Below are 20,532 nucleotides of genomic sequence, written 5' to 3' on the forward strand. Positions count from 1 at the left end.
CCGCCGGGTCGCATGGCGCAGGCTCCGAGCAATTTCGGGGCGATGGCTGCAGAGGGTCAGCTACGCCGGATGAAGCAGAACTGATTCTTGAAAAGGCGGTGTTTGCTCGTGGTCGAAAGCGGACACGCATCGCTGCTCAACTCCAAATTGTTCGCCTACGGTGCCCGCCGATCAATCTGCGACACCACAGGCGCGATCACAACCGCAGCGGTCGCGATCCATAACGCTAACGACGTCGAGCCGGTCACCACCATGCCCGCCACCGCTGTGCCGGCAGATCCCGCCGCGATCTTAAGCGCGCCAACCCATAGGTACACCTGGCCCTTGCCCTGTGCGGGTGCATATTCGGTACGCGCTGCCAGCGTGGCGGCAAAGAAGTAGGCGTTGATGCACCCTGCAACGAAGTAGGCTGCCAGGGCGAAGGGGAAGTTTCCGCTGGCGACAACAAGCACAAGCGCCAAGGCAAGGAATCCGGCGTACCACGCCATGGCCTGGTCGGGAGTCAGCCGGATCGGCCGCACCATGACGCCAGCCGATCCGGCCAGGTTTCCGATTCCATACACGGCGGTCAGCAGTGCCGCGCTGGCTGCAGAGACGCCCAGCACCGGCGCCAGATAGACCGCGACCACCGGCAAGGCGGCCACGCCGAAGGCCACCAGCATGGTCATGTAGGCCGTCCGCCGCAAGCGGCTGTCGGTCGCCATGAGCGTGAAGACGCGAAGCGCACTTGGCACCTGTCGTGGATCCCCTCCATGGGAGGGTGGCGACTTGGGCAACATCAGTGTGAACACGGTTGACGCTGCAGCGGCAACCGCAATGGCCGCGGCCCCCCATACGGCACCGAAGGTGCCGGCCAGCCCGGCGACGACCGATGGGCCGATCGTCCCTCCTAGGCCATAGGTCGCAACGTCCCAGCCATGGGCACGGCGCTGGCTGGTGCGGTCTGGACGGGTCAGGTACGGAAGACGGCTGCTCAGTCCACCTGTCAGCAAGGGACCACAGGCGCCGGCCACCATCAGGAGCGCACCTACGACCACGTGCGGAAGGTGACCGAATCCCAGAATCGCAACGGTGAAAACCAGCGCGAAAAGGCCGCATGCCGCCGCGATGAAGTGGCGCGGATCATCGGAAGTGTCGATACGGCGGGCGACGAAGGGGCCCAATAGATGCGGTGCTGTCACGCATGCTGCCATGGCGCCGGCCAGGGTACCGCTGCCACCGGAGAGCGTGACCAGCAGGACGACGGCCACGACCACGCCACCGTCGGCCGAGCGGGCAAGGATCGCCGCTGCGACGTAGGTGGCCAGCCCCCAGTTCGACCGGGGTGTGTCAGAGGTGCTGCTGCCGTTCATGGACTCAGGCCAGACCCGTTGCAGCGAGCACTTCCGCCAGCTCAGCCCGATCTTCGCCAGTCAGTGTTCGCAGCGGGCGAGGCAGATTTGCGTCGCTGCAGAGCCCCAAAAGCGCCGCAGCGGTTGCCACCACGCGGATGCTGCCGCCATGCTTTTCAAACAGTGTCCACAGCGGTTGCAGCCGGTCAGAGCAGTCCTGCGCATCCTGGGCTCGACCGGCTATGGATAGGCGGGTGATTCGCAGGGCGACTTCCGGGAACAGGCCGCCGATGACGGAGTACCAGACTTCGCAACCGGCATTCAGTCCGCGGGCCGCCGCCGAGTCACCACTGATACCGATTGTGACGTGGGGCGGGACCTTGGCTCGCAGGCTGGCCACGCGTGCATCGGCTTCGGCCTGAACGCCAGGAACACCCGGGATTTTGATGGACGCGATGTTGGGGAGCGCTGCGATCCGGCCATGCAACGCATCTGAGAACGTGAAATGGGTGGTGCCGGGATTGTCGTACACGCAGATGGGGGTGTTCACTGCGCTGCAGACGGCTTCATACATGCTGAACACTTCGTCATCGTGCAGCGGCTGGTAGGACACAGGAGCGAGCAGAAGTCCTGCAGCCCCAGCCTGCTCGGCGTCCAAAGCCAGCTCCAAAACATCGGCGGTGCGCAGCGCGCCGACACCGGCGATCACGGGCACGCTGCCCGCACGATCAATGGCTTCCCGCAGAATGGCTTTGCGTTCCGCCTTTTCCAGATAGGCGTAGCTTCCCGTGGAGCCAAGCACCCCTAGGGAATCCACCCCGGCCGTGACAAGCCGATCGACCAGCACTCGGAACGCCGCGACGTCGACGCGCTCGTCTTTAAATGGTGTAAGCGGGAACGCACTGAGGCCACTGAACATGAGTTACTCCTTAGGTTGTATGGGCTTGCAGCAAAGGCGTTTATGACGCCTGGAGCATTGTGGTCAGCAGCATCGGCGGGATGGCGATGCCCTTTTTGGTCAGATGCGCGCCGGAAACCGCGAGGTGGTACAGCCCGTGGGTGCTTAGATGCAGCAGCATCTGGCTCCTCGTCATCCTCCCGTCTGCGCCATCGGTGAACCGGAAGCTGATGGAGGCTGCCGCTGCATGTGAATTGAGCTGCTCGCTCAGGGCGATGAGTGATTCATCCAGATCCAGCATGCATTCGCGCAGATCATTGGCTTCGGGAACCTCATCACTGACCGTGGAAGAGAATCCATGTGCCTTACCTATGAGATGGCAATAGAAGATCTGATCCACGATGTGGATGTGGTTAAGCCAGTACAGAAGCTCTCGTTGGAGCTCAGGCTTGCCTTCCAGAGTGGCTGATGTTGCGAGCTCCAGATACGAACCGTCGATCCATCGTTTGTGACGCATCAGCTCGACGAGATCATTCATTGCGGTAGCCCCTGCGCCAAGACTTCGACGCCTCTATGTCCTAGGTCAATGATAGGCCGGCGACCAAGACACCGGAGACGCATAAGAAATTTTTCCGGCCCGAAACTTTGCTTAAGGCATTTGATCTAGCTCGGGAGTGCTTGGTACGGTGCCGCGCTTCCATCGTGCCCTGACAGCTATGTCCCTTGTCTCTCCATCCCTGAGTCCGAGCATCGCCGCCATAGCGCCTGGCTTCCGGGCGTTGAGCATCCACGTGTCCGCCCGTCCGGTTCTGGCGCCCGACGTCGCCGTCGAGGCCACTGAGCGAGCGCTTGCGGCATTGAAGTCAGGTGTTCCGGCGTGGGCGGATGCGCATATGGACGCTTGGGCGCAGGTGTTCCGCAACTTCGGTGCGAAGCCGCAGCGCACGCCTTGCTCTGCCGAGGCGCTGAGAAAGCGTGCGGCGCGTGATGGCGGATTGCCCCGAATCGATCCAATCGTCGATCTCTACAATGCGATCAGCGTACAGTTCGCAGTGCCCGTGGGTGGCGAGAATCTGGAGGCTTACCGAGGTTCGCCCCGCCTGGTGATCGCCGACGGAAGCGAAGCCTTTGACAGCATGAAGAACGGCGAACCCGCCGTGGAATCCCCCGACAAGGGCGAAGTCGTCTGGCGCGATGACCTGGGCGTGACCTGTCGTCGATGGAACTGGCGTCAGGGTATCCGGACGCGCCTGGACCAGCACGCCACGCGGATGTGGTTCATTCTTGAGTCTCTGCCCGAGATGCCGATCGAAGCATTGCACGAGGCCGGCGATACGCTTGAGCGCGACATCCTACGCATGATGCCAGGCTCACTATTGCAGTCGGAAATACTGAGAACCTAATCCAGCGCGAAAGCGCTGGTGAGCAGTAACTGGAGGACGACCTCCCCCTTGTTGGGAATCATGCCTGGACGACCTGGCAACACGAAGAGGTTGCGCCATGGCGTGGTTGTATCTTTTGGTAGCCGGTTTGCTTGAGGTTGTCTGGGCGGTTGCGATGAAGCAGTCCGATGGCTTCAGTCGGTTGACCCCGTCTGTCGTCACCGTCGTGGGGATGATCTTGAGCTTCTGGCTACTGTCCTTGGCAATGAAGTCTTTGCCACTTGGCACGGCATACACGATCTGGACCGGCATCGGCGCCGTCGGAGCTTTCGTGCTCGGTATCGTGGCCTTTGGTGAGCAGGTCACGGCAGGACGTGTGACCGCTGCTGTTCTGATCGTCAGTGGCCTGGTGTTGATGAAGCTGGCTTCTCCTTCGACCTGACAGCCCTTCAAAGGGGGCAGCCGCCGCGTGCCCAGCCCCAGGTACGTCCCATGAACATCCATACATCAGCGGGCCCGTCGCAAAAGGCGGGCCTGTCCATCTTCATTCTTGCTGTTGCAGCGTTCGTTCTGCTGACAACGGAGTTCCTCATCCTCGGCCTGTTGCCACCGCTGGCCAGGGATCTGGGCATATCCATCTCCGTTGCTGGACAGCTGGTGACCGTCTTTGCCGTGGTCGTCGTGCTAACGGGACCGCCTCTCGCGGCGCTGGTATCACACTGGTCACGCAAGCCGCTGTTCCTTGGCATTCTCGTGGTGTTCGCCGTCTCCAATGGGCTTTCGGCTGTCGCCACCGATTTTTGGAGCTTGGCCCTGGCCAGGACACTGGCGGCCGCGGCGTTGCCTGTGTTCTGGGGCACGGCCAGTGAAAGTGCCGCCGCGCTGGTCCCCGCCGGGCGTGCAGGGCGAGCGGTCTCCCAGGTCTATCTGGGGATTACCACGGCCTTCGTGTTCGGAATCCCACTGGGGACCGTTGCCGTCACCTATGTGGGCTGGCGCGGCAGCTTTGCTCTACTCGGGGCCCTGTGCCTGCTGGTGGCAGCGCTGATGGCTGTCTTCATGCCGAACGTGCCCGGGGCGCCCAGAGCGGAGGGTGCGCCCTCGCAGCTTTCCATTCTGCGCAATGGGCACTTCATCGCGAACGTGCTTCTTACCGCGCTGGTGTTTACAGGGATGTTCGTTGCCTACACCTACCTGGCCGATACTCTTGAGCGTGTTGTCGGTGTTGCCCCCGAGCGTGTGGGATGGTGGCTGATGGGCTTTGGTGCTGTTGGCATGTTGGGTAATGTGCTGGGCGGGCGGCTGGTCGACCGGGATGCCGCGCTGGCGACCGCCACGCTGCTGGGAATGCTGGCCTTCGGCATGGCCGGGGTACCCGCAGCGGCAGGCTGGCTGCCGGGCGTCGTGCTGGCGATGATGGTCTGGGCGATGGCCTACACGGCACTGTTCCCGGTCTGCCAGGTGCGGGTGATGCAAGCCGGCGCCCAGGCCAAGGCGTTGGCCGGGACAATGAACGTCTCGGCTTCCAATGCGGGCATCGGCCTCGGTGCTGCGATCGGTGGGATGGCCATCCCCCTGCTTGGTCTGGATGGCATCGGCTATCTGTCTGCGGCGATCGCCGTTGCTGGCGCGCTGGTGGCGCTCATGATCCGACGCGGATCGCGACCCTAGTTCATCCTTGTCTTGGCCGCGTCCACGAATGCGCGAGCCATGGCCTGCAGCGTTGCCGAACGGATGGCCGAGTGCTGCCAGTAGAGCGGCACGTCAACCGGCCTGTCCTGATCCAGTGTGACGATGTGCTTGGCGGCTACCGCCTGCTTGATGAGGGCTTCGGGTGCCAAGCACCAGCCCAGCCCCAGCCGGGCCGCATCCACGAAGCCTGTGGACGAAGGCAGATAGTGGACGGGCGGATTAAGCCGTGCCTTGGTGATGCGCCTGAGGAAGCGCCATTGCAGCTCGTCCTTGCGGTTGAAGATCAGCATCGGTGCCTTGGAGAGGCTGATGGCATCGACGCACGATGGGAAGTAGGTCTTAACGAATGCCGACGACGCGATGGCGCGGTAGCGCATCGACCCAAGTGGCACGACACTGCAGCCTTTCAGCGGCGTGGCCTGGGATGTGACGGCACCCAGCACAGCGCCATCCTGCAGCAGCGCCAGCGTGTGGTCCTGATCGTCCACGCGCACATCGAACAGGTAGCCATGTTCACGGTGGAGTTCGGCCAGGGCATCAAGCACCCAAGTCTGCAGGGAGTCATCGTTCACGGCGATGGCCACCGCGATAGAGAAGAACGGGCCGGCCCGTTCCGGATGAAGATCCGCCAGCGCTTCCGCCTCCAGAACCTTCATCGGCTGAAGCCGCTGCAGCAGGCGCTGGCCCGCCGGAGTTGGCCGGCACGGGACCTGGCGTACCAAGAGCACCTGGCCTAGGCGATCCTCCAAGGACTTAATGCGCTGGGAAACGGCCGAGGGGGTGATGGACAACCGTCGCGCGGCAGCATCAAAACCGCCTTCATCCAAGGCGGCAGAGAAGGCGGCCAATTGGGGGTGAATGAGGTCCACGGCAGCTCCATTAGGTTTTCTTCATGAACGAGAAAAATATTAGCTTTTCTGCTGGCGCTTGTGGGTCCACCATGCGCAACTTCCCGCAGCCCGGCCCCGTCCCATGCTCCTGTCCGCCGCCGCCTCCGGCTTCGTTGCCGCCGCAGGCCTGATCATCGCCATCGGAGCACAGAACGCCTTTGTGCTGCGCCAGGGCCTGCAGCAGAGCCATGTGGGTCTGGTGGTGCTGGTTTGCATGCTGGGAGACATCGTCCTCATTCTGGCTGGGGTGGCTGGCATCGGCGCATTGGTCCACCAGTGGCCATGGCTGCTGCAGTTGCTTCGGTTCGGCGGCGCTGCCTTCCTGGCCATTTATGGTGCGATGGCTGCGCAACGCGCCATCCGTGGAGGTGGCGAACTCATTGCCGCGTCCACGGCGAAGCAGCACTGGCGGCCAGTCCTGCTAACTGTCCTCGCATTTACCTTTCTGAATCCCCACGTCTATCTGGACACCATGGTGCTGCTGGGCAGCCTATCTACCCGGTATCCGGCAGAGATCCGCTGGGCATTCGCGCTGGGCGCCTGCTGTGCGAGTGCAGCCTGGTTCACCCTCCTTGGCTACGGCGCTCGACTGTTGCTTCCCGTGTTCAAGAACCCGCGGGCCTGGCGCGTGCTGGACAGCGTCATGGCCCTCTTCATGCTGGGCTTGAGTCTGCTGCTATTGCTCAAGCCGCTCAAGGTGAGCTGAGCCATGAAGGCTGGCGTATCATTTGGACTGCCTGATGTGCTGCTGCTGGGCTCTGATAGCGCCAAGGCAGCCACGAAGTCATCCTGCATTCGGATCAGGGTCGCCCGGCAAGATCAGAAGATTGCAGCTCTTTTGGAACCGTCCGTGATATCGGGGTAGAACCCGAGCCTGCGGACTGCGTGAGCACACGCTGATGGCAATAGGGCTCCTTGGCACCACTCGCAGTGGAGCAGCGGCGGAGCGTTGGCTTCAGCATTGTTTCGCCCCCGGATTAGGGCTCAGCCCGGCGTCCCCTTGTACCGCTCGACAGATGCCTCGCACCTTCACCGAGCTAAATATCTGGCGGCTTGTGCCGATGTCCAGTTCGTCTCCCGATCAGGCGGATCGATCCGATCTGTGCTCCTGGGGCGGAGTCGCTACCAAACAACTCCCTAGGAAGACCGATGAAAGGATGGAACGGATATGGCAGATGATGAGTCCCTAGAACCGGCAACCAAGGTTCTTTTCCAATCCGCCATTGAGGCCGGTGCTGACCCGCATTACAACGCATGCGTGGGTGAGAACACTGGTTCAGTCGAAAATGCGCCCCTGTATGCAGGTGGATTTGAGAAGGCCACTGAGGTTCTTCTTGTGTCACTTGGACTGGTGCCGCCCTCGAACGCCCGCCCAATGTGGGCCCGTGGCCGCATCGAGGACATCCTGGTCTACCCGATCTGCTATTGCGCTCGCCACCATGTTGAGTTGTCCATCAAGCACCTGATCCCATTGGCTTGGACGGCGTTCAAGCTGAGGCATCCTAACGATCGCAAGGGCCTATCAAAGCCTGAGATCGGCACCAAGCACAGCATCAAGCTCTACTGGAACATGCTCAACGATATATGCAAGGCCACTGACAGCCGTCTAGAGAGCCTAGCTGGTGCACTGGAGCCGTACATCCAGGATCTTGAATCGGTTGACTCGACAGGACAAGTCTTCAGATATGCGAGTAATTCTGATGACGATGAGCTGCATCTGGAAGAGCTGGATCACATCGATCTGGCCCATTTCGCTCAAGGCTATGCTGAGCTGTGCAAGATCCTTGAGGACATCCGCTATACACTTATGACCGTCGAGGCTGAAGCTGCCTGCGGATCCTTCGCAGGCCCTTCAGGTCGTGACACGCTTCGTAAGATTGCAGATGAACTGCCACCTCTTAATAGCTGGGGCGATGGGACCTTCAACGCGACCAAGGCGAGTATCCGGCTCAAGTACTCACTAGGTAGCAATGCGCTTTCTGCTGCGATCAACCGTATCAAGTCCTCTCGCCACCTCTCCTACAGAGTGGGGCATGAAATTCCCATTGAGCACCTCAATCGCGGGGTGTTCGAGAGGCTGCACCGCACCTACTCCGGCGACCACGCCTCAGCTGCGTCGTTGAGTGAGGCTGAGCTTTCTGCGCTTCACGCGGTACTGGAGGTGGGAAATCCCTCCGTGATGCCCGAAGAATTTGACTCGTATTTGGCGCCACGCCCCGCTGGTGACGAGGCGGCATATCAGTACGATCTGGAGCGCGATCCAAAGCACCTAGCCCGGAAGTTCGCGAGGGCTCCGGATCGGATCAGAGCTTCGCTACAGGCGCTTGGCCAGCCGACGTTGTTGTCAGAATTCACTGACGTCTACGCCGATCATATCGCGCGCCTTGAGAAGCTTCGCGTTGATCAAGCTAATGGCTTTGATGACTTCCTCAATGGACTAGTTGGCAGTTAGCGTCGACGTTTCCCGGATGTTTTACCACCACGCTCCGTAGGAGCAACAAAAGAGGGACTTAGCGATGTCGTTGGATAAAGCAGATTTGCTCTTGGCCGGTGCGGAAGCAAAGTTCAAGGAGCTTGCACCGAAAGTGGCACAAGATCAGCAGTTGGCCCTGCAGTTCTGGGCGAAGTTGATCGCCAACAGTAAGGCGGTGGTTTCGCTTGTACAAACAGACTACGGTAGCCCCGCGGCGATGGTGCATCGGGTGTCGATCGAGCACTTTGCGTACATGTACGGCTTGGTCAACGGTGTGATCACGGTTGAAAGCGTTGAGCAGCAACTCAAGTACGACATTCTCAAGAACGCTAAGGGCCTCGACAGCGCCCAGCGTCGTGACGACAAGGCGGGGCGGGATGTGCTGACGGAGGAGAATCGTCAGCATCTGGCTGAGTTCCTGGATGACGATGGAAACAAGGTCAAAGACCCTGGCGTCAGGGTTTACAATATTCTTGGCGAGCTGGATCTGGACTTCATCTACAACATCTACCGCCTTTACTCCGTAAACGCCGCGCACGCCAACATGTTCTCGTGCCGCTGGAATCCCAATGAGGCAGAAGTGACGGTACTGCTGGACAACGTCAATGATCTTCTGGAGATCGCGGGAGCTCTCTGGCAGGAGAAGGTTGGTAGCGGCGAACTGGCCTGATCGATAGCACCGACCTGCTACGGCCCATTTCGGCTAGCACTGCCTAGGCGCCTCTTGCCGACGGTTGATACGCTACAGGCAGTGCCGGGTGCGGCGCCGCAGATAGGATGTGGGGGTCGAAGTCAGTGAGCTTCGGCCCCCGCAGCGTGAAGTGTCGTGGCTTCATCCGATCAGCTTAGATGTCTTTGGTGCGTCATCTTGCCCTTGTGTTAGCCAATCACCACAACGCTCCACACGAGCTTGAGCTAACTTCCATCCACGGAAGAATCTCGCTCACTCTGCCTACTTGGATCATCGCTTTACATAGCAGGAACCGCACGGGGGCGCCCCGTGGCGAAGTCAAATGTGACAGTAGGGTTGGTACTGCCATCGCCCGATTCAGGGAGGCCACACTTCGGCGCAGTACTGGAAGCGAACCTTGAGGGAACCTTGCGTGGCGGGCTGGAGAATGACAGCGTTGCCACCGTAGTCGCCTATTGGCATCGTCATAAATACTAGAGATTTCAGTTGCTTGCATCCCACCGGCATCCAGCGTCTGGAAACGTCTGATGCCTTGGCCTTAAGGCTGATGGCAAGCACGGTCACTCGGCGCTAATCTGTGAGCTAGGGCAGGGCGATTCCACTGTTCATCGGCAACGCACGGTCATGGACAGGCCTACTTAACGCATCAGGGGGATGCATGCGCACACCGATTCACCTTCCGGTCCTGGACCGGCTCCAGGTCTCAAACTATCCGCTTTACCCAGGCGCAGCCAAGAACGGACTGGATCTGATATTCAGTGCTGGCGTAACCGTAATTGCCGGCGTCAATGGCATTGGCAAAACCACGTTGCTAAACTTGGCATTGCGCATGCTTCTGGGCGCAAGCAACCCCAGCAAGGCCGCCACGCGGGACATCGGGAAGGCGAGCCGACGTAGTCTCGTCAATACGAAGAAGTTCAAGTTCTTTGCCGCTCGAGTGCCGAACTTGCCTGCGGCCGCATCTGCGGTTCTTACTTACCGTATTGGTGCGACCAAGGTCGTAATTGAGCGCAGCTTGGTCGATCTGAGCATCATCAAGCTTACCGTGGGTAAGGAGTCGATCAAAGACAGCACCAACGCCCAGTTCTTGGATCGCATGGCTGTGCTGGCCGGCATGAGCTCGGCTTACGACTACCACATGGTAGTGCGCTATGTTCAGTTTTTCACCGAAGAGCGCCTACCGCTGCTTTGGTCTGCCACAGCTCAGGTCGAGCTGTTCAAGATGCTCTTTGCCGAGGCGCCAAACATGGCCAGCCTCAATGCTCTCTACAAGGAAATTCAGAAGGTCGATAGCGATCTGCGAAATCGCGTGTATCAGCTGAACGACCGGAAGGAGATGCACGCCAAGGTCATCGCTGCGGTTGGGCTGGATGGCGTCGGTGTAGAGGAAGTCCGACGCGTTCTGCAGGAGACCCAGGACGAGCTTGCACAAGCTAGCAAGGCGGTAGCGTTTGGCAATCAGTCTGTCCAGGACGCCATCGCTCAACAGGATGCCGGGCGGCGTGAACTGGATGATCTTCAGAACCGGCTGGATCAGATCACACACGAATTCCACAAGCGAGACGCGGCCTTCATTTCGCAGATTCTGCCGGTTCCGCATAAGGACAAGATGGCGCTTCTGATTCAGGGGCTCACATCGAATTTGGGTTGCTTTGTGTGCGGCCGTGCCGGAAGCAACGAAGTGGCGGTCATCAATGAGCGTCTTGAGCAGCATCACTGTTTCATTTGTGATGGAAAGCTACCGGAGATAGCAGCGGACGAAGGTGAGCAGTCCCCACAAGAGTTGTTGGATCTTGAGGAAAAGATCGCGACGCTTGAGGCTGAAATACTGCGCCGTGAGGCTGGCCAGGAGGAAGGGGACAAGGTGTACAGCGAGGCGCTTGCAGCGCTCCGTCCCTTGGCAGTCAGGCGCAACGAGTTGGTCCATAAGCTTGAACAGCTCGCCATCCAATGGCCAAACGAGGTCATGGCTGCAAATGGCGGCAATCCAGGGGAGTTGGCATCTGAAGAGGCGGCCATTGAGCAACTTCGGGTGAGGCGAAACCAGCTCAACCAGGACTATCGGACCCAGATCGCCGCGCTTAGCACTCGAATGGGTGCATTCGAGCAGGATCTGGGTCAGAGACTGACCGCATATGCCGAGCAGTTCCTGCTAGAAAAGGTGGCAGTCGAGTTCTCGCGAAATGCGTCGGTCAAGATCGTCACGGGTGCGGTACCCATCAAGGTTCCAACGTTCCGAGTCTCCATGACGTCAAGCACACACATGGCGACCCATGAGAGAACAGAGCCCTCCAGCGTATCGGAGTCCCAGAAGGAATTTTTGGACTTGGCCTTCCGAATGACGCTGCTCGACATGATCGGCGCTGATTCCGGAACAATGCTGATCATGGAGACGCCCGAAGCGAGCCTCGACTCATGGTTCATGGAACGGGCCGCATTGATGATTCGCAAGTTCGCCGCCGAAGGCGGAGCTACGAAGCTGATCGCTACTTCCAATGTGAACGGCACGTCCATGATCCCGGACTTGCTTGGCCTGAAGGATGGAGAGAGGCTGGCAAGCAAAGACTCTCACCGCCTGATCAACCTGATGACGCTAGCCGCTGAGCCAGGTGTTCTGAAGGAGAAGGACGCCAAGGCCGCGCTATTGGCAGAGATGCGGAAGTACGCCGATGCCTAAGCTCAAACAGGTGACGGTTGCCGACCACGACCGCCTTTTCTTCATTCGTTGGATGCTTCTACTTGTCGTCGCCAATGAGGCGGCAGGCCTGCCGGTGTTGAACCGGCAGAGATTGCATTCGCTGCTTTTTGTCTCCTTTGCTTCTTCAAAATTTTACAGCATCGTCCCACTGCGCCAGCGGGCACGCCGATCTGAGCACGGGCCGTACTACCGCATGGCTCACATCGCTTTGGGTCATCTGGTGATGGCAGGGCTCTTGGACGTTACCGACTTCAGACCGCACCCGGCGCCTCGGGATCTGCAGTTTGAGGGCGTCTTTCGGCCAACACTGGCTGGTATCAAGGCGTGCAAGCACCTGCGCATGACGATGACCGGGGATCGCATCTATCGGTTCCTGCTGGATATGTCACTGGCATCTGCTGAGTCGCTCGGGTCTGACGCCGCCCAAGCAGATTCCCAAGTGCTTGATCGGACTCTGGAGGCAGACCTCACCTATCAGAGAGCAGTGCGCAAACATGGTGAAATTCTAGAGCTTCAAGATCCGAGTGAGGACGAGACGCCGACCGTTCGTGGTCTTCACTCAATCGATGACCATTTGCAGAGCAAAGGGTTCTTTAACCGCCGTGATGTGGTGGCCGCCTATCAAGTCGTTCTGTCGCGACGTGCAGGGGGCAGCGCATGAGTGTGCCTACCAGCCCAGTAGCGCTGACTAAACAAGAGATCGGCGGGCTCGGCAACCCAACGGTCACTCCTTCTGGCACTGAGGCTCAGCGCTTCGTGCAGTCTTGCTCAGCCTGGTACCGCGAGTGGCTCGAGGCTAATGCTCCGATCCTGGATAGTAACGGCATCAAAAATACGCAGGTGCTCGTGCTGATTCATACGGTCTCGCCGGACATTGAGTGCGCTGACTTCGCGTCTGTGGGCACTGACAAGGAGATTGTGTTCAGGTCAGCCTTCGATGCGAATCTTGAAGGTGTGGTGCTGACGACTGAGAACACTCGCCGGATGATTAGGGTCAGGGGTGGATTCAGCTCGATCAGCGATGCCATGGCGACCTGTATGATGCTTCCCCCCGAGGCGACGTTCGTTGTGCTTCCGCTCGCCCAGCGGAAGATGATGCTGCACTATGGTGGGGATGACCTCGAGTCCTGGTGCGAGCATCCGCCCGAGTTCCAGATGCGTAGCGGCTTGGATGCGCTGTCCGTTGAGCGCATTGATAAAGACATCCATGAGTTCCACGACCAAACGCTGAAGATTGCCGCAAGCCGGATTTCCCGGAGGATTTGGTTGGGACCGGCTAAGCCCTACAAGCTTGTCCATAACCCTGAAGAAGCTATCCAGTCCTACCTCTTCACGGCGCTCGATAACCGCTATCTCTACCTGAAGGCCATTGTCGATGAGGAGACCGTCGGCAGGGGAGGTCGTTGCGATATCCGAGTTCAGTGGCCCAATCCGGGTGGTCTTCACAACTACACTTCCGTCATGATTGAGCTGAAGGTTCTCATTGAAGGTCGTGGCAACGCCGCGCATCGACGTTGGATCTGGAAGGGCATCAAACAGGCCAACAGGTATCGCAGGGTGGACACCGCCGGCGTATTTGCGTGCATCTTCGACGGGCGAAAGGATCAGTCTGATCAGATGCCTGGCTTCAAGCCTCATGCGGAACGACTGAACGTCAATCTGCGCTGGTATCAGATGGACCCTCCGCTGGATAAAGCTTGGGACGACGAGGTGCCGGACCTTACGGTTGCGGCTGAGTCGAACATTGACAGCGCTGCGTCCGCCTCAGCAGACCCTCAAGGGACGCAAGAGGCAGATCTGTCATTGGTGAACTCCCCGGAGCCCTCCGCTCCCTAGCCGTTGCTTGCTAGGCCGTTTTAGGCCCCTCACGACCTAGCTCAGGCATTGAGCAGACGATTGGCCATTCCGCCGACTCCATTAGAGAGCTCAGGTATGCACAGTTCGATCAGTTTCCCAATTCTCGAACACTTCCACGTCCACGAATACGGCCTCTACCCAGGTAAGCCGGATCGTCCTGGGCTACAGCTGACCTTCAGGCCTGGCCTGACGCTGGTTGTGGGTACCAACGGTCTGGGTAAAACCACCATGGCCACGATGCTGTTCCGCATGCTCAGCGGGCCGCATGATCTGTCACACCAGACGCTCAATGCAACCGAGCTTGGTGGGCAGTCTCTGGATGAGATCGCCTTGCCAGCCAGGCAGAAGGCCATGTTTGCGGACAGGGTGAGCGACCGTGCAGCAACCGCGCACGCGGAACTTCAGTTCCGGCTAGGAGAGAGCCGAGTTGTCGTGAAGCGCGCGATTAAGAATCTTTCGCTGATGGGCCTTTGGGTTGACGGAAAGCTGGTCGGGAACAAGGAGGGGGACTACCAGCAGCACGTGGTCACCTGTGCCGGCCTGTCTTCATTCGGCGACTGGTTGATGTTCCTACGGCAGCTGGTGTTCTACTTCGAGGACCGAAGGTCGCTGGTATGGGATGCATCGGCGCAACGACAGGTCTTCCGCATGCTTTTCCTGCCCCCTACGGCTGCCAGGGATCTGTACACGAAAGAGCGAGAGATCCTGAAGCTGGACAGTGGGATACGAAATACCAATGCGGCCCTAGGTCGGCTTGAGGCGCGAGTTGATGAGGAGGAGCGCAAGAGGACCGATAGTCAGGATGTCCTTAGCCAAGTCCGATCGTTGCAGCCGTTGCAGGAGCGAGATCTAGAGAAGCAGGCGCAGCTCGTTTCGGAGGTCAACGACATTGACGAGTTCCGGCGTGGGCTGCGGCGCCAATTGCTGGAAGCTGAGGACCGAGCCAGTCGCCTGCAGGAGCAGTTGGAGGATGGACGGCTTCAGATCATTCACAGTCAGTTCCCTTCCAAATCGGAGACAGCCAAGTACCTCCTGTCTTTGCTGATGCTGGATGGAAAGTGTGCCGTTTGCTCGGAAGAGTCGCCTGGATTTTCTGCCACGATCGAGTCGCGTGCGGAGCATTCAATGTGCGTGCTCTGCGGTAGCCCGGCGCACGTAGAAGGACCGGAGACGGCCGCGCCTAAGTTTGAAAGCCTTGCCGAGACTCGGGATGCTTTGGAGCGTGCCAGGGTGCGCGCTGCAGAGCTGCAGAGTGAGCTTCGAGCCGTTTCTGAGAGCTATGACAATCGCAGCTCATACATGCTGAAGCTTTCAGATGAGGTCAGTGCTCGGGACAAGCTGCTGACATCACTCATCAAGTCTCTTCCCACGGACGATGAGATGCAGCTCCAAGCAAAGAAGGAGCTCATCGGTCTGCGGCACTCGGTGGACCAGGATAGAGCTCGCCTTGAGAAGCTGACGAAGGAATTTGAGGCAACCGCGCAGAATTTTGACAGGAGCGTGTTCCAACGCGTGGAACAGATCAAGCGGGCCTTCAATAGATACGCCAAGGACTTTCTTTTTGAAGATGTCGCACTGAAGTGGACTCCCCAGGTACGTCAGGTCGGACAGCTGCAGACGATCGAAACGTCCACTTTTGACCTCGATATGGGGGGGACGGACTTCGGCGTAAGCCACCGCCGAGAGGGGCCTTCTGCCGTCTCAGAGAGCCAGCGTGAGTTCATCGACCTCGCATTCCGCATGGCGCTCATTGAAATTGCGGGTGAAGGGAAGGGGGGAAGTCTGGTGATCGATGCACCGGAGTCCTCGCTGGATGCTGTGTTCGTGGAGCGGGCTGCTGAGGTTCTGTGCCGATTCGGGCAGCCATCGAGCACAAATCGTCTATTGATTACCTCAAACCTGATTGATGGGCGCCTGCTGCCTGATCTGATCAGGCTTGGTGTGCCGCCGGCGGAGAAGCGAGATCGGTTGCTGAATTTGATGGACGTGGCCGTGCCCACGGCCGCGGTGAAGGCTGTGGGAGACAAGTACCGCAAGGAGTGGGAGAACATCCTTATCCAGGGGCTCGGGCAATGACCATCTCCTATGGGAGCTTTGTGGATCCCAGGCGTCGACAGATCATCCTCTTGGGGCTGATTGATGCAGTCGAGCGCTCCGGTACTCGACCAGTAGAAGCCAAGCGAATGCATACGCTGTGGTACCTGGCCAACGCACTGGCGCCGGCCTGGGGGCTGCCGCCGTTCGATGCTGCCGTTTTCAAGACGGACAAGCAGCCGTACTTTCCGGGCGTCCAGGCTGACATTGATAGTTTGGTGGGCATGGGGCTGCTGGTTGTCGCTGATTTGGCCACGACAGACGATGGTCTGCGCATCCAGGGTAGGTTCGTGGTCAATCGTGAGTTCTGCGATCGTGTCCTGTCCACGATGCGCCGCATTCCAGAAGACTCAAATCTTCTGGACTTCCTCGATGATGTAGTTCAGGCAACCAATCGCCTCTCAGACGTTGAGCAAGCGGTGGCGCTCACTCAGGACGCTACCTATGGCGATCCACGTGTGGACGCGGGTAACGTCGTGGATTTGGGGCGCTGGATCCGCCCAGACGCTACGACACCAACTGAGTACGTTCTGGCCAAGCTCCAGTCAGTTGCAGGCCGCAGGCTGAAGCCGGCAGAGCTGATGGAGCTGTACATGGATCACTTGGGCTGGAGGCTGCGCAATGGCAAGTGATGGTGGCCTGTGGTCTGACGATAGCTTGCTAGGGACTGTCAGTGCCTATACCGGTTCTGGATACAACCAGGATCTGCCTGCGTTTACTCAGTTCTGCCATGAGGCTGCGAAGATCATTCGTCGTCGTCGAGCTTTGGCTGGTAAGCCAATGGCTGATGGACCTGTGATCTTCGTCTTAGAGGGAATCATTCCCCCCTCGGCAGAGGGTGGGGAAGTTCGTCACCTGTTCAACATGGGGGCGCAGAGTATTGAGGGTCGCTTGTGGACAGGTGCGTCCCGGTTGGCCGTTGCAACGGGCTTGGATCTACCTCAGGGAACTGCGGCGGATCGATTCAATTACGTTACGCAGACCCTGGGGATGGGGGATTCGCCAGCGATCTACTACGACGCCAGTGAGAGCGAGCACCTGATGAGGGCCTTCCCAGAAGGGATGGGTAAGCCCAACGTGTACGACGATCTTTCGTTGAAATCTGCTGACCTCTCTCTCGAACATATCCGGGACATGCTCAAAGGCGCTCATGCCCGTCTTTTGGTCAGCCCTACAGCGTCGAACCTGGCTCGTAGTCTCTGGGAGAACCAGCAAAAGACGATTCCCATCATGCATGCCGAGAAGGCGGTGCAGGACATCCTGCACGTCGCTCTCACCGCCCGGTTAGGCTTTGGTGCAATTGCCGTCAGGCAAGAGGGCACATCGGAGATGGGAAGGTTCGACTTCCATCTTGAGGAGCAGGACCCGGTAGACCCCTCAGTTTGGACCCACCACGCAATCATTGAGCTGAAAGTCCTCAAAAGCTTTACATCGTCTGGCAAGCCCGTGGCGGCCAGAGAGAATCTTGAGGCGGTGACCAAGGGGGTGAAGCAGGCTGTGGGCTACAGGCATGCTCATAAGTGCCGGCTTGCGGCGCTCTCATGCTATGACATGCGAAAGCCGCCAGATCCTGAGGCGGCGATCGCACATGAAGTCAGCAACGCTGCTACTTGGAACGTGGGGCTGTGGGCTTGGCCGTTGTACCCAACGGCCGACCGTGCCCGGGATGCCTTGGTGAACTAGCCCTTCTTGCGAAGGATCACCAGGCTCTCATCGAGCTCTTGTTTGCCACCCTGTTGAGCAGACGATCTCATTGATCGGAAAGGCTCAACCTTGACGACCTCAAAGCCCAATGGAGCTGCGAGGTCGGCGAGGATGTTTGCAACCTGAATCCGAATGCCGGCATAGCGGCTATCGCCTACAACGGCCCAGATTTCACCACGATCATTCAGGCGGCCGTGCAATGCAGCCATCACCTGAGCCATGTCATGGAAGTAGCCGCCAACCATCTCCGGAATCCACGGGGACCAGAGTTCTCCCTTTACGCGAGCCAAGCGACCAAGGGCCAGGTTCAGGCGACGAGAACCCTTAGGCGCGGGAGCGAATTCGCGCTTGATCTGCACATGGGAACAGAGAGTGGACATGCGAAGATCGCGATTGGCGTCTTTCCCGCCAAGATAGCCGAGCATCCACAACTCCACGTTGTACACGTCGGTGTAGTCGAACGAGTTGGGGTACGGAGGTGAAAATACAGCCAAATCGGATTTCTTGCTGCCTGCGATCTGCTCGATGCAGGTACCGCGGAGCACATGATATCCACGGTGACGGCGCATGCGATGGGCATGAATTTCTTTGATTGCGTGGCGGGTGCGCTCTTCAAACAGCTCGTCCACCAGCCTTGGCGGGATGTCTCGTTCCTGCCAATTGCTTCTGTAGCGGCGCCCCTTGCCGTTGATCAGCACGTTGCTCACCGAGATCAGCATGCCGCCCAGCATTGCCTTGAATAGCCTGCGATGAGTTGGGCGGGCAAGTTCTTCGATTGCGTCCAAGTGGCAAGCAATGCGCTCGGCGACATTTCGGTTGAACACCCAGCGATCCTGGGAAGCCGATTCGATGAACGTCGGTGGCACGTTCTTGAACCGAGCCAGTGATGCTCGCCGGCGGCTGCCTACGGCCGCGACCACGCGGCTGAGATCCAGTGCAAGATCATCAGCGTCGTAGCTGGATAGCTTGGCCTCGATCAGGTCAGCCAAGTATGGATTGACCTCGACTGTCGTCGGCTCAACGCCCAGGAACTGACAGGCGAGGGCGGTCGTTCCAGAGCCCCCAAACGGATCTAGGCAGGAGCGGACTTCACGGGCGCTCTCATTGACTGCCCGGGCGATGACCTCAGGGGCGAATGCCTCCTTGAAGTGATGCCATCCCTGGAATGGCAGGCGCTGGGCGCCGGCATTTGAGCCGATGGACACGATCTTGCGGCCGCCGGTCCATTCCTCGAAGGAAACGCACAGATCGGGGTGACTCTGGGCGGACTGTGGAGCCAACTCCATCGGAACTCCATGCATGTTGGATTTGCCTAAAATTTGCATAAGAGGATGCAGATTTGCATACTCAGAGCATGGACAAAGTTACCGGTATCTCCGTGCTCAGGCAAGCTCTGGCCCTACCGGAAGTAAGCCGGTCAAGTGTCGGCAGGGCATTGGGAATCGATGCTTCCCAAGTATCCAGAATCGCTGCCGGTCGATTTGTGAAGCTGGAAGGCCACGCGCTCCGGGTATGCAAATATGCACAGGGGCTAATTGCTGGCTCCAACTCGGCCGGATTAGAGCCCCAGTTGGTGCCCGATTCCAGGCTTCTACAGCTAGCCGCAGCCAACCCGCAAGCGGCCAAGGCGGTCTCCGATCTCATCGATGCTTTGCTCGCCGCCGGCCCCAGCCCATTGGCGGCGGCTGGCTCGCATGCCCGACTGGTATGAGCACCGGAATACCGACTTCCGTGGGGACTGTCTCGGATCTTGGCTCCTGCCGCTTTGGTTAGGGGAAAAGCTCGCGCACGCGTACGAATGGGCGGCCAGTCTCCACTGCGCGTCGGTCCTTGAGCGCGATCACATCGGCAAGATCCAGTCGGCGCTGTAGGGCGTCATAAAGATCTAGACCTTCTATGCAAATTACCTGGTGCCCTCGTCCAAAGGCTTCCAGGCCTACGTCCGTGAAGCCGGAGTTGCTGATAAAGACACCTCTGCTCCAAGCAACCTTGTCTCTCACCTTGCCGGCAAACGCTCGCAGATCGGCCGCATCGGTCTTGCTGTTCTGCCACTTTGCCTCGACGAGGTATGTGTGGTAGTGAAGTACAAAGCTCCCATCTATCTGCTCACCTGTATTGCGGAAGCCACTCCGAGGGGCCAGGCCAAAGGCCGCAAAAGCCTTAGAGAGAAATTCCTCAAACGCATACCCCCCGCGCCTGTGGCTCAAGGCCTGAGAGTGCTATCAGATGGCGCTGAAGGTCTACGTAGACTGCCTCCTCCACAAGACGAGGGGTAGCTGCTGCCGCAGGCGCTGGTGGGGAAGCCGTGGGCAGGCTGTCCAGAAAGGCAGGGGAGTGAAGTTCGGGAATTTTGAAGCTCACGCCAAGAAGGAGTCGATTCAACTCAACAATCTCTTCCCGTGTAAGCGGAGTGGAACTCCTGCCTCTCCAGGTTATGGATTGGAGGACCACCTCCTGAATCAGCGAACAAAACTTCCCGCGCCGATTCTCGAGGGTCCACACCAGCAGTGCGATTATGCCGGGCTCTTTGCTGGGCTTTCCTTGGGGCCAAGCCTCTGGGATGCCAACCTTTGCCGCGGCCAAGGGGAAGGACGTGCTGCCATTCCCACTGGCTGGCAGGAAATCGTACAAGAGCTTTGCGAGAGCGGCGACAGCGACCCGCTCGCCGAGACTAAGTGCCATAGCGCCTCCAGTGGAACAGCGAGGCTGGCATGATGCCATGGGACGTAGTCAGCTGCGGTCCGCCCTGCCGGGCGCTCCAGAGTCCTTGGCGTCCCCATTGCAGTAGCTACCGCTTCGGCCGTTCCAATCCGTCTGGAAGC

General features: G+C 59.2%; 17 protein-coding genes. 12 read left to right on the plus strand and 5 right to left on the minus strand.

The features are described 5' to 3' along the window. Window positions 1-155: 155 nt before the first annotated feature. Genes N5J29_RS02920 through N5J29_RS02930 form a run of 3 tightly spaced genes read right to left on the minus strand, consistent with a single transcriptional unit; the run spans window position 156 to window position 2,767 of the window. Entirely contained in the window at window positions 156-1,352 is a 1,197-nt protein-coding gene (locus tag N5J29_RS02920; protein WP_164151907.1) for an MFS transporter, read from the minus strand. Between the two features lie 4 nt (window positions 1,353-1,356). Next, window positions 1,357-2,250 (minus strand): dihydrodipicolinate synthase family protein, encoded by an 894-nt coding sequence (locus N5J29_RS02925; RefSeq protein WP_164151909.1) that lies wholly within the window; start codon window positions 2,248-2,250, stop codon window positions 1,357-1,359. A 40-nt stretch (window positions 2,251-2,290) separates the two neighbouring features. Next, the gene (locus N5J29_RS02930) at window positions 2,291-2,767 is read right to left on the minus strand and encodes a DinB family protein (RefSeq protein ID WP_164151911.1); all 477 of its coding nucleotides are present in this window, start codon (window positions 2,765-2,767) and stop codon (window positions 2,291-2,293) included. Between the two features lie 253 nt (window positions 2,768-3,020). On the opposite strand from N5J29_RS02930, the gene N5J29_RS02935 reads away from it, so the two are divergent. The 3 genes from N5J29_RS02935 to N5J29_RS02945 all read left to right on the plus strand — a co-directional run bounded on the left by N5J29_RS02935 (window position 3,021) and on the right by N5J29_RS02945 (window position 5,282). After that, window positions 3,021-3,632, plus strand: a complete 612-nt coding sequence (locus N5J29_RS02935) for a phenylalanine--tRNA ligase beta subunit-related protein (RefSeq protein ID WP_197622615.1) — start codon at window positions 3,021-3,023, stop codon at window positions 3,630-3,632. 97 nt (window positions 3,633-3,729) lie between these two features. After that, window positions 3,730-4,053 (plus strand): quaternary ammonium compound efflux SMR transporter SugE, encoded by a 324-nt coding sequence (sugE, locus tag N5J29_RS02940; RefSeq protein ID WP_164151914.1) that lies wholly within the window; start codon window positions 3,730-3,732, stop codon window positions 4,051-4,053. A 50-nt stretch (window positions 4,054-4,103) separates the two neighbouring features. Further along, complete coding sequence (locus tag N5J29_RS02945) at window positions 4,104-5,282, plus strand: MFS transporter (RefSeq protein ID WP_164151916.1); 1,179 nt, start codon at window positions 4,104-4,106, stop codon at window positions 5,280-5,282. On the opposite strand, the gene N5J29_RS02950 is transcribed toward N5J29_RS02945, so the two are convergent. Then, window positions 5,279-6,172, minus strand: coding sequence for a LysR family transcriptional regulator ArgP (locus tag N5J29_RS02950; protein ID WP_164151917.1), 894 nt, complete (start codon window positions 6,170-6,172; stop codon window positions 5,279-5,281). The two genes, N5J29_RS02945 and N5J29_RS02950, sit on opposite strands and share 4 nt — an antisense overlap. Before the next feature lie 103 nt (window positions 6,173-6,275). Between N5J29_RS02950 and N5J29_RS02955 the strand changes: the two genes are divergently transcribed. The 9 genes from N5J29_RS02955 (at window position 6,276) to N5J29_RS02995 (ending at window position 17,689) form a co-directional block, all read left to right on the plus strand. Then, on the plus strand, window positions 6,276-6,899 hold the full coding sequence (locus N5J29_RS02955; RefSeq protein ID WP_164151919.1) for a LysE/ArgO family amino acid transporter: 624 nt from the start codon (window positions 6,276-6,278) through the stop codon (window positions 6,897-6,899). A gap of 462 nt (window positions 6,900-7,361) precedes the next feature. Continuing rightward, complete coding sequence (locus N5J29_RS02960) at window positions 7,362-8,645, plus strand: hypothetical protein (RefSeq protein WP_141750855.1); 1,284 nt, start codon at window positions 7,362-7,364, stop codon at window positions 8,643-8,645. A gap of 64 nt (window positions 8,646-8,709) precedes the next feature. Continuing rightward, window positions 8,710-9,336, plus strand: a complete 627-nt coding sequence (locus tag N5J29_RS02965) for a DUF5677 domain-containing protein (protein WP_070490425.1) — start codon at window positions 8,710-8,712, stop codon at window positions 9,334-9,336. Between the two features lie 679 nt (window positions 9,337-10,015). Further along, complete coding sequence (locus tag N5J29_RS02970) at window positions 10,016-12,034, plus strand: AAA family ATPase (RefSeq protein WP_164151921.1); 2,019 nt, start codon at window positions 10,016-10,018, stop codon at window positions 12,032-12,034. Next, a complete protein-coding gene (locus tag N5J29_RS02975) occupies window positions 12,027-12,716 on the plus strand; it encodes a hypothetical protein (RefSeq protein ID WP_070490429.1) in 690 nt (229 codons plus the stop codon). Before N5J29_RS02970 ends, N5J29_RS02975 begins: the two co-directional genes overlap by 8 nt. Next, window positions 12,713-13,891 (plus strand): hypothetical protein, encoded by a 1,179-nt coding sequence (locus N5J29_RS02980; protein ID WP_141750856.1) that lies wholly within the window; start codon window positions 12,713-12,715, stop codon window positions 13,889-13,891. The genes N5J29_RS02975 and N5J29_RS02980 overlap by 4 nt, the downstream gene beginning before the upstream one ends. Window positions 13,892-13,987: 96 nt before the next feature. Beyond that, entirely contained in the window at window positions 13,988-15,988 is a 2,001-nt protein-coding gene (locus N5J29_RS02985; RefSeq protein WP_070490433.1) for an AAA family ATPase, read from the plus strand. Then, window positions 15,985-16,638 carry a hypothetical protein gene (locus tag N5J29_RS02990; RefSeq protein WP_164151923.1) on the plus strand — a complete coding sequence of 218 codons (654 nt, stop codon included), beginning with the start codon at window positions 15,985-15,987 and terminating at the stop codon, window positions 16,636-16,638. Before N5J29_RS02985 ends, N5J29_RS02990 begins: the two co-directional genes overlap by 4 nt. After that, window positions 16,628-17,689, plus strand: a complete 1,062-nt coding sequence (locus N5J29_RS02995; RefSeq protein WP_141750857.1) for a hypothetical protein — start codon at window positions 16,628-16,630, stop codon at window positions 17,687-17,689. Before N5J29_RS02990 ends, N5J29_RS02995 begins: the two co-directional genes overlap by 11 nt. Here N5J29_RS02995 and N5J29_RS03000 read toward each other — a convergent pair. Beyond that, window positions 17,686-18,996: a DNA methyltransferase gene (locus N5J29_RS03000; RefSeq protein WP_070490439.1), complete on the minus strand. Its 1,311-nt coding sequence runs from the start codon at window positions 18,994-18,996 to the stop codon at window positions 17,686-17,688. The genes N5J29_RS02995 and N5J29_RS03000 overlap by 4 nt on opposite strands. Window positions 18,997-20,532 lie beyond the last annotated feature (1,536 nt).

Origin of the sequence: Stenotrophomonas sp. GD03680 (assembly GCF_029844625.1) — a bacterium.
Lineage (GTDB): Bacteria > Pseudomonadota > Gammaproteobacteria > Xanthomonadales > Xanthomonadaceae > Stenotrophomonas > Stenotrophomonas maltophilia_P.

Coding starts and splice junctions, on each gene's coding strand:
- N5J29_RS02920 (WP_164151907.1), bottom strand. CDS start 1,352: ATGAACGGCAGCAGCACCTCTGACACACCCCGGTCGAACTGGGGGCTG.
- N5J29_RS02925 (WP_164151909.1), bottom strand. CDS start 2,250: ATGTTCAGTGGCCTCAGTGCGTTCCCGCTTACACCATTTAAAGACGAG.
- N5J29_RS02930 (WP_164151911.1), bottom strand. CDS start 2,767: ATGAATGATCTCGTCGAGCTGATGCGTCACAAACGATGGATCGACGGT.
- sugE (WP_164151914.1), top strand. CDS start 3,730: ATGGCGTGGTTGTATCTTTTGGTAGCCGGTTTGCTTGAGGTTGTCTGG.
- N5J29_RS02945 (WP_164151916.1), top strand. CDS start 4,104: ATGAACATCCATACATCAGCGGGCCCGTCGCAAAAGGCGGGCCTGTCC.
- N5J29_RS02955 (WP_164151919.1), top strand. CDS start 6,276: ATGCTCCTGTCCGCCGCCGCCTCCGGCTTCGTTGCCGCCGCAGGCCTG.
- N5J29_RS02960 (WP_141750855.1), top strand. CDS start 7,362: ATGGCAGATGATGAGTCCCTAGAACCGGCAACCAAGGTTCTTTTCCAA.
- N5J29_RS02965 (WP_070490425.1), top strand. CDS start 8,710: ATGTCGTTGGATAAAGCAGATTTGCTCTTGGCCGGTGCGGAAGCAAAG.
- N5J29_RS02970 (WP_164151921.1), top strand. CDS start 10,016: ATGCGCACACCGATTCACCTTCCGGTCCTGGACCGGCTCCAGGTCTCA.
- N5J29_RS02975 (WP_070490429.1), top strand. CDS start 12,027: ATGCCTAAGCTCAAACAGGTGACGGTTGCCGACCACGACCGCCTTTTC.
- N5J29_RS02980 (WP_141750856.1), top strand. CDS start 12,713: ATGAGTGTGCCTACCAGCCCAGTAGCGCTGACTAAACAAGAGATCGGC.
- N5J29_RS02985 (WP_070490433.1), top strand. CDS start 13,988: ATGCACAGTTCGATCAGTTTCCCAATTCTCGAACACTTCCACGTCCAC.
- N5J29_RS02990 (WP_164151923.1), top strand. CDS start 15,985: ATGACCATCTCCTATGGGAGCTTTGTGGATCCCAGGCGTCGACAGATC.
- N5J29_RS02995 (WP_141750857.1), top strand. CDS start 16,628: ATGGCAAGTGATGGTGGCCTGTGGTCTGACGATAGCTTGCTAGGGACT.
- N5J29_RS03000 (WP_070490439.1), bottom strand. CDS start 18,996: ATGGAGTTGGCTCCACAGTCCGCCCAGAGTCACCCCGATCTGTGCGTT.